Raw genomic sequence first — 11,415 nt, 5'->3', positions numbered from 1 at the left:
CCCGCCTGGAAGCGGCTCTCGGCGCCGAGCAGATCGAAGAGACCGGCGATGTGCCGACGGCAGGTGCGCACGCTGAGGTCCAGCCGTGCCGCGAGCGCCTCGTCGGTGAGCCCGGCGGCGAGGCCCTGCAGGATCGACCGCTGCACCGCGGAGAGGGAGGGCTCCTCCTCGGCACCTGCCGCCTGCAGGGGCGCTGCGAACTCCCACGCCGCGTCGAACACGCGCGCCAGGGTCGCCGCGAGCTCGGGGGAGCGGACGACCAGGGCGGCGCGGTCGTCCTCGTCGCGGGAGCGGGCGACGATCGCGAGCGAGCGGTCGAAGACCACCAGCCGGAAGGGCAGCGTCGGGAGGGTCCGGAACCGCGCGCCCAGCGGCTCGAGCTCCGCGACCGAGCGCCGGAGAGCCGCGTTGTCGCGGCGGCGGTCGTGGTACAGCGTCCGCCTCGCGATGCCGCGCCCGAGCAGCTCGCGGTCGACGGCGTCGCTCGCCTCGTGCCGCTCCACGCTGCTGGTGCCGGGAGCGGCGATCAGCACCTCCTCCGAGGCTCCGCGCTGCAGGTCGAGGAGCAGCCGGAGGACGGTCGCCGGGTCCTCGATCACCTCCACCTGCTCCGCGGCGGCGAGGGCGCTGCGGGCGCTCCGGTAGGCGGGGACGAGGGCCATCAGCTCGCTGCGGCGGCGGGTGATCCCGGTCTGCAGCTCGAGGAGGCGCCGCTCGTCCTCGGCGATCAGCTCGGCCAGGGCGATGTCCGGTGCGGCCGTGGCGAGCGACTCCGCCCCCGCGTGCAGCGGAGCGAGCAGCCGGAGCCCGATCAGCTCGTCGCGCGCCTCGCGGAGGCCGTCGACGGTGACGCCGAGCTCGTCCGACGCGCTCTCGAGCGACCAGTCTCCGCGCACGGACGCGTGCAGGTACAGCGCGATCGCGTTCTCGCTCAGCACCGGCGGCCCCCCGTTCTCCCGACCCTCCCGAGTGTAGGAGGCGCGCACTCAGCGCCGCCGCGCGAGAACCGCGACGACGGCGAGCTCACCGGCGAGGACCAGCGCTACCGCTCCGAACACGGCCGGGCCGACCAGCGCGGCGAGCGGAGTGAGACCGGCGTTCGCGAGGAGGGGGGCGAGGAGACCGATCACGACTCCGGTACGGCGGGCGGGGGGCTGCCGGCGGGCGACGGCGACGACGCTCAGCGAGGTCGCGGCGGCGGCGGCGAGCACGAGCAGGAGGACCGCCGCGGGGTGCGGCTCCCCGAGCAGGAGCAGCGCGGACAGCGCGGCCCAGGCGAGGGCGCCTCCGGCGGCGACGGGGCCGAGGTGCGGGGTGGCGGCGGGTGCAGTGGCGGTCATGGTGCGTCCTCTCGTCGTGGTCCTCCGAGCCTCGCGGAGGCCCGTCGGCGGCACCAGATCAGCATCCGGGCACGGCAGCATCCGGACATGCGGCGGACCCCCGGCTCCGCGCGGGGCGGAGGGTCGGGGGCCCACGGGACGTCCGGGCAGGCTCCGGCCGTGGCAGCATCCGGTCAGCCGGCCTCGCGCAGCCTCCCGCCGGCGAGGTGGAGGCTGCGCTGCGCACGGCGCGACGGCAGAGTGGTGGGTGTCGTCGGCTCCTGCTCTCCGGGCGCCCGCTCTTCCCGGGGCGGTGCCCGCGGTCGTAGGCTCGCGCTCATCCGCAACGGGAGGGGCCGACGATGACCGCCACGAGAGAGACGTCCGCCCCGCCCGAGCTCAAGCGCGTGCTCGGCCCCAAGCTGCTGCTGCTGTTCGTGGTCGGCGACATCCTCGGCACCGGGATCTACGCCCTCACCGGGCAGGTCGCGGCCGAGGTGGGCGGGGCCGCGTGGCTCCCCTTCGTGATCGCGTTCGTCGTCGCCACGCTCACCGCCTGCTCCTACCTGGAGCTGGTGACGAAGTACCCGCAGGCGGCGGGCGCCGCGCTCTACGCGCACAAGGCGTTCGGGATCCACTTCGTCACGTTCCTCGTCTGCTTCACCGTGATGGCGAGCGGGATCACCTCGGCCTCCGCCGCCTCGGGCGCCTTCGCGAGCAACTTCGCGATCGGCTTCGGGCTCGGGGACGGCGCGGGGACGCGGCTGAGCATCGCGCTGGTGTTCATGGTCTGCATCGCCCTGGTGAACCTGCGCGGTGTCGCCGAGAGCGTCGGGCTGAACGTGGTGCTCACCCTGATCGAGCTCTCGGGCCTGCTGCTGGTGATCTTCGTGTGCTTCTTCGCGGTGTTCGGCGGGCAGGCCGACTTCTCGCGGGTGGTCGCGTTCGAGGCGCCGGAGGACAAGTCGCTGCTGCTCGCGGTGAGCACCGCGACCTCGCTGGCGTTCTTCGCGATGGTCGGATTCGAGGACTCCGTGAACATGGCGGAGGAGACGAAGGAGCCCAGCCGCATCTTCCCGCGCGTGATGCTCACGGGTCTCGGCATCACCGCCGTGGTCTACGTGCTCGTATCCACGCTCGCCGTCGCGATCGTCCCCGTGGGGGAGCTGGCCGGCAACGACACTCCGCTCGTCACGGTCGTCGAGGCCGCGGCGCCCGACTTCCCGATCTCGACGCTCCTGCCCTTCATCTCGCTCTTCGCCGTGGCCAACAGCGCGCTGATCAACATGATGATGGCCAGCCGCCTGCTCTACGGGATGAGCCGACAGGGCGTGCTGCCGCCGTTCCTGCAGAACGTGCTGCGCGGACGGCGCACGCCGTGGGCGGCGATCCTCTTCACGACGGTGATCGCCCTGCTCCTCACCGCCTACGTGTCTCGCGACCCCTCCGACCCCATCGCGGTGCTCCTGGGCGGGACCACGTCGCTCCTCCTGCTGGCGGTCTTCGCCGTCGTCAACGTCTCCGTGCTGGTGCTGCGCCGGCAGCCGGTCGAGCACCGTCACTTCCGGACCCCCACCGTGCTGCCGGTGCTGGGCACGATCGCCTGCGTCTACCTGGTGCTGCCGATCACCTCGGGACGCGACACGGCCCAGTACGGGATCGCGGGGGTGCTGCTCGTGATCGGCGTCCTGCTCTGGGCGGCGACCTTCATCGACCGGCGGGTCCGCGGCTATGCGCGCACCGCGGCGATCGCTCCGGAGGAGCTCGACGCCGATCCCGCGGAGGACGCATCGGGAGCGCACAGCGACGGCATCGGCCGGTCATAGCCGATCCATAGGGAACTCCCGATACTGGAGTCATGAGCACCCCGGCCCCCTCGAAGCACCTCGCCCCCGCGCAGCGCACCCGCCTGAAGCGGGCCGACGGGACGCCGATCCGCGTCCTCGTCGTCGACGACGAGAGCACCCTCACCGACCTGCTCCAGATGGCTCTGCGCTACGAGGGCTGGGAGGTGCGCACCGCCGCCGAGGGCCGCGCCGCGATCACGATCACCCGCGAGTTCCGGCCCGACGTGATCGTGCTCGACGTGATGCTCCCCGACATCGACGGCCTCCAGGTCCTGCAGCGGGTCCGCGCGGACGGCAGCGAGACCCCGGTCCTCTTCCTCACCGCGAAGGACGCGCTCGACGACCGGATCGCCGGGCTCACCGCCGGCGGCGACGACTACGTCACCAAGCCCTTCTCCCTCGAGGAGCTGGTCGCCCGGATGCGCGGCCTCATCCGCCGCAGCACCCTGCTCGCCAACGACGCGGACGACCCCGAGGTCGTCGTGGGGGACCTGGTGCTGAACGAGGACAGCCACGAGGTCCGCCGGGGCGGCGACGAGATCGAGCTGACCGCCACCGAGTTCGAGCTGCTGCGCTTCCTGATGCGCAATCCGCGCCGCGTGCTCAGCAAGGCCCAGATCCTCGACCGGGTCTGGTCCTACGACTTCGGCGGCAAGTCGAGCGTGGTCGAGATCTACATCTCGTACCTGCGCAAGAAGATCGACGCCGGCCGCTCGCCGATGATCCACACCGTGCGCGGCGCCGGCTACCTCCTGAAGCCCGCCGACCAGTGAGCCGCACCGGCCGCCCGTCGCTCGGCGACTTCGCGACCCGCTCCGCCCTCCGCAGCTCCCGCCGCGGCCGGCGCGCGCCGTGGACTCTGCGGCGGCGGATGGTCGTCGCCGTGGTCGCGCTCGTCGCGGTGACGGCGGGCGTCGTGGGAGCGGTCAGCGTGCTCTCCGCCCGCTCGATCCTCTACGGCAGCACGGACGCGTCGCTCAGCCAGTCGGTCACGCGCCTCCAGGACTTCGACGGGCCGAGCCGCTTCGGCGGGTCGAGCGCGATCGAGCAGGCCACGACCTGCCCGAGCGGATCCTTCGGCGGCGGCCCGAGCCAGAACCTCAGCACCATCACCGCCGTCCAGGGCTCGGACGGCTCCTTCATCGGCGCCTACGTCGACGCCGACGGGGTCTGCCGGCAGTTCTCGGACCCGGCCGACTCGGTGCTCGCGGCGGCCGTCGCCGCAGGGGGCGAGGAGGCGACCATCGAGCTGCCCGGGAGCCTCGGGACCTACCGCGTGCGCGCGGCGGCGGTCGAGGGCTCCGTCGTCGTCGTCGGCGTCCCCCTGGGCGAGGTCGCCGAGACGCTCGCCTCCCTCACCTGGGTGGTCGTCGTGGTGGTGCTGCTGGCGATGCTGCTGGTCGCCCTCGTCGCCACCGCGATCATCCGCGTGGCCCTGCGGCCCCTGGAGCGGGTGGAGGCGACGGCGACCCGCGTGGCCGAGCTGCCGCTGGACCGCGGCGCCGTCGAGCTGGTCGAGCGGGTCCCGGAGGAGGACGCCGACACCCGCACCGAGGTCGGCCGCGTCGGCGCCGCCTTCAACCGCATGCTCGACCACGTCACCGGTGCTCTGGAGTCGCGGCAGGCGAGCGAGGACAAGGTGCGGCAGTTCGTCGCCGACGCCTCGCACGAGCTGCGGACCCCCCTCGCGGCGATCCGCGGCTACGCGGAGCTGCCCCGGCGCGGCGGGACCGAGCTGCCGGAGTCGGCGGCCTACTCCCTCGATCGGATCGAGTCCGCCGCCACCCGGATGACCTCGCTGGTCGAGGACCTCCTCCTGCTCGCCCGCCTCGACGAGGGCCGCGACCTCGAGAAGGAGCCCGTCGACCTGACGCTGCTCGTGATCGAGGCGCTGTCGGACGCGCACGCCGCGGGCCCCGACCACGAGTGGGACCTCGAGCTCCCCGAGGAGCCGATCGAGATCCGCGGCGACGGCTTCCGGCTGCACCAGGTGGTCGCCAATCTGCTGCGGAACGCGACCGTGCACACGCCCCCCGGCACCCGGGTCGTGGCGGCGCTCGCCGAGGAGGTGTCGGAGGGGCGGCCGATCGCGGTCGTGACGGTCACCGATTCCGGCCCGGGCATCGCGCCGGAGCTGGTGCCGGTGCTGTTCGAGCGCTTCGCCCGCGGCGACTCCTCCCGAGCGCGCACGACCGGATCGACGGGGCTGGGCCTGGCGATCGTGGCGGCGGTCGTCGACGCCCACGGCGGGCGCGTCCTCGTCGCGTCCGAGCCGGGGCGCACGAGCTTCCGCGTCGAGCTGCTGGCGGGCTGAGGGCCGGGGCGGCGGTCTCCCGCCGCCCGCCCTACACCGAGACGCCCAGCCGGCGGCGCGCGTCGTCGAGGGTCCGCACCACGGCGACCACCTCGTCGAGCGGGTGCAGCGGCGACTCGGTGCGCCCCTCCGTCACGTACTGCGCGACGTGCAGCGCCTCCCAGGCGAGGCCCTCGCCGCCCTGGAGCGGCGTCTCGTCGATCCACAACCCGCTCTCGGAGCCGCGGGTGAGCGTCACGCCGCCCGGCGTCCAGAACGACGGGTGCACGTCGATCCGCCCCGCCCGCCCCGCGACGCTCGCCGCGTGGCGGGTGTCGGCCAGCACGGTCGAGGTGGCCACCGACTGCACCCCGTGCGCGTGGCTGCCGACGATCGTCGCGGTCGCGTCGACGCCCGTCGAGGTCATGCTGCCGGCGACGACGGTGCTCTGCGGGGTGCCCGCCACCATCGAGACGAAGGAGGAGGCGTAGACGCCGACGTCCAGCAGGCCGCCGCCCGCGAGCGCCGGGTCGAAGATGCGGCTGGAGGGGTCGAAGTCGAAGGCGGCGCCGAAGTCGGCCGAGACGACGGCCGGCGCGCCGACCGCCCCGTCGGCGAGCAGCTGCCGTACGACGTCCATGTGCGGCAGGTAGCGCATCCACATCGCCTCCATCGCGAAGACTCCGGCGTCGCGCGCGGCGTGCACGATCATCTCGGCCTCGCCCGGGGTCGGCGCGAACGGCTTCTCGACCAGGATGTGCTTGCCCGCGGCGATGGCGAGCAGTGCCTGGCGGGCGTGCTCCGAGTGCGGGGAGGCGATGTAGACCACGTCGACCTCCGGATCCTCGACCACGGCCTCGTAGCCGGCCGAGGCCCGCTCGATCCCGAACCGGCTCGCGAACCGCTCCGCGCGCTCCAGCGAGCGGGAGCCCACCGAGACCACGCGCTGCCGGGTGTGCTTCTGCAGCGCCTCGACGAACGAGCCTGCGATCGAGCCGGGCGCGATCACCCCCCAGCGCAGGACGGGGGAGTCGAGGAGGGAGGGGAGTCGGGGCTCGGGGAGCGTCAGTGCCATGCGTCCACGCTAGGGCCCCGTGCCCGGCGGGGGCGAGGGGGTGCGCGGCGGTCCCCTAGGGTGTGACGGCACGCGCAGTCGCGGGCGGAGGAGGACGTCATGCCCGAGTGGTACACCCTGGGCGTCGTCGCCCTCGTGATCGTCGTGGTGGTCGTCGCGATCGTGCGCTTCCGATTCAACCCGGTGCTGGCGCTGGCCGTCGGAGCCGCCGCGATCGGCCTGCTCACCGGGCTCGGCCCCGTCGACACCGTCTCCACGATGACCACCGGCTTCGGCGAGGTGATGATGGAGGCGGGCCTCCTGATCGGCTGGGGCGTGCTCATCGGCGCGATGCTCAACGAGATGGGCGCCGTCGTCCGGCTCGTCGAGGGCCTGCTGCGCGTCTTCGGCCGCCGCGGGATCCCCTACGCGCTGGGCCTCTCCTTCGCCACCTACCTGCAGACGATCTTCGTCGACGCGCTGATCGTGATCGCGGCCCCGCTCGCGCGCCGGATCGCGCCGCGGCTGGGGCGCGCGGGCACCGGCATCGTCGCCGTGACCTTCGCCGTCGGGCTCGAGACGGGCATCGTGATGATGGTGCCCGGCTTCGCCGCGGTCGCGCTCGCGGGGCTGCTCGGAGTGCCGCTGGGCGTGATGATGCTCGGCGGATTCGCGGTGGTGGCGCCGACGGTCGTGGTCACGATCCTGCTGATGTCGCTCGCGTTCCGCCTCGGCTTCTGGGACCCGGCGCGCGACGAGCAGCTGGTCGTGCGCGACGACACGACCGGGCTCGCGACGGTGGGGGCGTCGCCCGCCGCGGACGGCGGACGGCTGCCGTCGTTCGGAGCGCGGGGGAGCGGCGGGGCGTCCTCGAGCGGAGCCGGAGCGGCATCGGGCGGCTCGTCCGGCTCGTCCGTCGAGGACGCGGCGGGTCCCGCCGAGGCGCAGGACGCCCACGCCGCCCGCGAGCGCCCGCTCCTGCTCCTCTTCGCGCCCATGCTCCTCGCCCTCCTGCTCATCGCCGCGCAGGCGGTGCTCACCGTCTCCGGGATCGAGCTGCCGGTGCTGCAGTTCCTCGGGAACCCCGTCATCGCGCTCCTCCTCGCCGTGATCGGCACCGGAGTGGTCGGCCGGTCGACCGTGGGAACCGCGCGGATGGAGAAGGCGGTCGCCAAGGGCTTCCAGGACGGCGGGCAGATCTTCCTGCTCACCGGCGTCGGCGGGGCGCTCGCCGCGGTGATCGCGCAGGGCGACCTCGGCGAGATCCTGAAGGGCTACTTCTCGACCTCGGCGACCGCGCCGCTGCTGCTCGTCTGGGTGATGGCGGCCGTGCTGCACATCGCGGTCGGCTCGGTCACCCTCTCGGCGATCACGGCGGCCGGAGTCGTCGCGCCGGTCGCCGCGACACTCGGCCTCGACCCGCTGCTGATCGCACTCGCTGCGGGCTCCGGCGCGCTGTTCTGCATCCACGTCACCTCGAACACCTTCTGGCTGCTGCAGAGCTTCCTCGGCCAGTCGGTCCGCGGCGCCCTCAAGTCCGTGACCGTCGGCGTCTCCCTCGCCTCCGTCCTCGCGCTCGGCGCCACGCTCGTCCTCTCCCTCTTCCTCTGACCGGGCCCTCCTTCCTCCTCTCGCCGGATGCCACTCGGGCACTCGAGTCGCCGGGCGAGGCGTACCGAAGAGGCATCTCGCGGAGCTGACCCGGCCGACACGTGACGGAAACATGGAGCCTCTATCTTCCTGAGAGGGTTCACATCCGATTCGGAGATCCAGACGCCGACGGGGGCCCGATCCGTTCCGTCACGCCTCGACAAGGGAAGAACTCCGCTTGAGATCTCGAACCGCCCTCGCCTCCGGATGCGCCGCGCTCGCGCTCGCCGCTGGCGGCCTCCTGGTCGCCCCGCCGGCGACCGCCACGACCGCAGCACCCGCCGACTACACCCGCGTGGACATCGTGCGTCCGCCGTCCGCTCCGATCGCGGTGCCGACCAGCTACCCGCAGCAGACCCCGCTGACCGAGGCGCCCGTCGACCCGACCGACGCCTCGCTCCTGCGCGGAGTCACCCCCTACGACGCCATCGCGCCTCAGCTGAACGCGCTCGCCGCCCGCTCCGACCGGGTCTCGACCCAGGTGGTCGGGAAGTCCGGCCTCGGCCGCGACATCTACCTGGTCACCGTCACCGCCCCCGAGACCGAGGCCGAGACGGCGCAGCAGGCCGAGTGGCGCGACCGGCTCAAGTACGAGCCCGCCGCCGCGGCCGCCGACGCCGACCTGATGGACGGCTACAAGTTGCCGGTCTGGTTCAACGGCAACATCCACGGCAACGAGTGGGAGGGCAGCGACGCGATCCTCGAGTACATCGAGGGCGTCGCCACCGCCGAGGACGCGGAGACCGAGGCGCTGCTCGAGGGCAACCGCCTCTACTTCACCGTCACCAACAACCCCGACGGCCGCGCCCTCGGCCAGCGCGCCGTCGCCGCGGGCTACGACCCGAACCGCGACATGATCACCGGAGCCACCAGCGAGGCGGCCGTGATCCGCGACCTCTCGAGCGTGCTCCAGCCCACGTACTTCATCGACATCCACGGCTACACCGGGATCCTCCAGGTCGAGCCCTGCGGCCCGCCGCACGGCGAGAACTACGAGTACGACCTCTTCCTCCCGCACGCCTACGCGACCGCGCTCGAGATCGAGCGCCGCGTCGTCGAGGCCGACGTGCCCGGCAACACCTACCTCGCCGAGGACGGCAGCGCCACCACGGACAACACCGGGAAGATCCTCATCCCCTACCGCGACATCCGCGCGGGCTGGGACGACTGGCCCCCCATCTTCGCCCCGCAGTACGTCGCCTTCCAGGGCGCGATCACCAACACGGTGGAGCTTCCGCTCGGCCGCACGGCCAACAGCACTCCGGAGGAGATCGCCCAGGGCCAGGCCAACGCGGACATCGACGTCGAGGTCGCCGGGATCGTCATGGACGCCTCCGTCGACTACATCGAGGCCAACCGCGACGCGCTCCTGAGCAACCAGGTCGCCATCTTCGAGCGCGGCGTCACCGGCGCCCCCGCCATCGAGATCCCCGCCGACGTCTCCGCGGCCGACCTGCCCGCGGGCGTGCCGACCGAGTGGACCGAGATCTGGGACGAGACCGACGTCTACACGACCGAGTACCCGCGCGCCTACGTCATCCCCGTCGACGGCACGCAGCGCTCCGTCTCGGACGCAGAGACCCTCGTCGCGCAGCTGCTCGCCCACGGCGTCGAGGTGTCGCGGACCACGGCCGCCACGAGCGTCGGAGGAGTCTCCTACCACGCGGGCACCTACCTGGTCGACATGCACCAGTCGGTCCGCGGCCTCGCCAACGTCCTCCTCGCCGACGGCAGCGACATCTCGAGCCGCGTGCCCGAGATGTACGACGTCTCGGCCTGGAGCCTCTCGCTCCTCTGGGGCGCCGACGTGCAGGCGATCGGCTCCACCACCGACGCCCTCCCGGCCGTCGGCCTGGAGCCGGTGACCGCCGTGGCTCCGGTCGGCTCCGTCCCGGCAGGCGCCGACTACCTCGCCTTCGAGCCGCGCGGCGTCCTGGAGTACCAGGCCGTCAACGCGCTGCTGGCCGACGGCGTCGCCCTCGAGCAGTTCGAGGACGGCACGATCGCCCTCCGTGCAGACGCCGCCGGGCTCGCGGCCGCCGAGGGAGCCGCCGCCGCCTTCGGCGTCGACTTCACGGCGACCACCGCCGACCGCGTGCGCGCCGAGGACGGGAAGGCGCTCGACGCCCTCCGCGTCGCCTACTCCGGCGCGAACGAGGACCGCGACGCGCTGGCCAAGCTCGGCTTCGCCGACGCGGTCGCCGTCGACGCGGCCGCGCTCACCGCGGGCACCGCGACCCTCGAGGGCGCCGACGTGCTCTACGTGGGACGCGCCCTCTCCTTCACCGCGGAGCAGGCCGTGGGCCGCACCGTGGTCGAGGAGTTCCTCGCGGCGGGCGGCGACGTCGTCGGCCGCGGCGGCGCAGGAGCGGCCTTCGTGTCCGACTTCGGCCTGGCCGAGCTGACTGCGCAGACCGGCACCAGCGGCTCCAACGGCATCGTCTCGGTCGAGACGCCCGGTGGCGGCGTCCTCGGCGACTACCCGCAGGACACCGCGTTCGTCTCGCCGGCACTGTGGTTCGCCGGTTTCGACGAGTCGGTCGCGGTCGAGCAGAGCTACTCGGAGGACGGCACGTTCGTCGCCGGGCACTGGGTCGACTCCGAGGGTCAGTCCCGGAGCGACGCGGCCGGGCAGGCCTCGGCCGTCTCGTTCTCGACGGAGTCGGGCACCGAGGGCTTCCTCTTCGGCACCTCGCCGGTGTTCCGCAACCACCCGGTCGGAGCGTTCAGCGACGTCGCCCGGGCGCTGCTCGCCGTGGCGCCGGAGGGCGCCGCCGTCGAGCTGCCGGGGACCCCGGAGCCCACGCCGACGCCGGAGCCGACCGGCTCGCCGGAGCCGACCGCGACTCCCGAGCCCACGGCGACTCCTGAGCCGACCGGCTCACCGGAGCCGACCGCGACCCCCGAGCCGACGGCGACTCCTGAGCCGACCGTGACGCCCGAGCCGACCGTGAGCCCCGAGCCCACGCCGACCCCGGAGCCCACCGTCGTGCCGACGGCCGGACCGACCGCCACGGCCGCGCCGATCACCGCACCGACCGGCCCCGGCGGCCTCCCCTCCACCGGAGTGGAGACCGGCTCCTGGCTGCTGCTCTCGGGAGGTGCTGTCGCCCTCGGCCTCGGCTCGCTCCTGATCGCCCGCAGCCGTCGCCGCGAGGACCAGGAGGCCTAGCCTCCGCCTCCGGGGAGGGATCGGGCGCCCGCCGCCCGGTCCCTCCCCGGAGGCACAGGCTAGCCCCCCTGCTCCTCGCC

Annotated in this window: 8 protein-coding genes; 5 read left to right on the top strand and 3 right to left on the bottom strand. The window is 73.6% G+C overall.

Annotated elements, in window-relative coordinates; translation table 11 throughout:
- A partial coding sequence (locus C5C56_RS16875) for a LuxR C-terminal-related transcriptional regulator (protein WP_104319975.1) occupies window positions 1–938 on the bottom strand: 938 nt, incomplete at its 3' end.
- Between the two features lie 48 nt (window positions 939–986).
- A complete protein-coding gene (locus C5C56_RS16870; protein WP_104309885.1) occupies window positions 987–1,340 on the bottom strand; it encodes a hypothetical protein in 354 nt (117 codons plus the stop codon).
- Between the two features lie 341 nt (window positions 1,341–1,681).
- On the opposite strand from C5C56_RS16870, the gene C5C56_RS16865 reads away from it, so the two are divergent.
- The 3 genes from C5C56_RS16865 to C5C56_RS16855 are packed head-to-tail and all read left to right on the top strand — an operon-like array spanning window position 1,682 to window position 5,480.
- On the top strand, window positions 1,682–3,145 hold the full coding sequence (locus tag C5C56_RS16865; RefSeq protein WP_104247764.1) for an APC family permease: 1,464 nt from the start codon (window positions 1,682–1,684) through the stop codon (window positions 3,143–3,145).
- Between the two features lie 32 nt (window positions 3,146–3,177).
- Window positions 3,178–3,939 (top strand): response regulator transcription factor, encoded by a 762-nt coding sequence (locus tag C5C56_RS16860; RefSeq protein WP_104223650.1) that lies wholly within the window; start codon window positions 3,178–3,180, stop codon window positions 3,937–3,939.
- Window positions 3,936–5,480 (top strand): cell wall metabolism sensor histidine kinase WalK, encoded by a 1,545-nt coding sequence (locus tag C5C56_RS16855; protein WP_219813916.1) that lies wholly within the window; start codon window positions 3,936–3,938, stop codon window positions 5,478–5,480. Before C5C56_RS16860 ends, C5C56_RS16855 begins: the two co-directional genes overlap by 4 nt.
- A gap of 31 nt (window positions 5,481–5,511) precedes the next feature.
- On the opposite strand, the gene C5C56_RS16850 is transcribed toward C5C56_RS16855, so the two are convergent.
- Window positions 5,512–6,534, bottom strand: a complete 1,023-nt coding sequence (locus C5C56_RS16850) for a Gfo/Idh/MocA family protein (RefSeq protein ID WP_104272777.1) — start codon at window positions 6,532–6,534, stop codon at window positions 5,512–5,514.
- Between the two features lie 99 nt (window positions 6,535–6,633).
- Here C5C56_RS16850 and C5C56_RS16845 point away from each other — a divergent pair, with 99 nt between their 5' ends.
- Window positions 6,634–8,124 carry a GntP family permease gene (locus C5C56_RS16845; RefSeq protein WP_104272776.1) on the top strand — a complete coding sequence of 497 codons (1,491 nt, stop codon included), beginning with the start codon at window positions 6,634–6,636 and terminating at the stop codon, window positions 8,122–8,124.
- Between the two features lie 217 nt (window positions 8,125–8,341).
- Window positions 8,342–11,335 (top strand): M14 family zinc carboxypeptidase, encoded by a 2,994-nt coding sequence (locus tag C5C56_RS16840; protein ID WP_104319974.1) that lies wholly within the window; start codon window positions 8,342–8,344, stop codon window positions 11,333–11,335.
- Window positions 11,336–11,415 lie beyond the last annotated feature (80 nt).

The sequence above is a fragment of the Rathayibacter sp. AY1D1 genome (genome assembly GCF_002932635.1).
Classification (GTDB): Bacteria; Actinomycetota; Actinomycetes; order Actinomycetales; family Microbacteriaceae; genus Rathayibacter.
The sequence above is the reverse complement of the archived record's forward strand: the minus strand, read 5'-3'. Positions and strand labels throughout refer to the sequence as shown.

Bases quoted from the DNA above. Each gene is read 5' to 3' on its own strand.
- C5C56_RS16865 (WP_104247764.1), top strand. From the start codon at position 1,682: ATGACCGCCACGAGAGAGACGTCCGCCCCGCCCGAGCTCAAGCGCGTG.
- C5C56_RS16870 (WP_104309885.1), bottom strand. From the start codon at position 1,340: ATGACCGCCACTGCACCCGCCGCCACCCCGCACCTCGGCCCCGTCGCC.
- C5C56_RS16860 (WP_104223650.1), top strand. From the start codon at position 3,178: ATGAGCACCCCGGCCCCCTCGAAGCACCTCGCCCCCGCGCAGCGCACC.
- C5C56_RS16845 (WP_104272776.1), top strand. From the start codon at position 6,634: ATGCCCGAGTGGTACACCCTGGGCGTCGTCGCCCTCGTGATCGTCGTG.
- C5C56_RS16850 (WP_104272777.1), bottom strand. From the start codon at position 6,534: ATGGCACTGACGCTCCCCGAGCCCCGACTCCCCTCCCTCCTCGACTCC.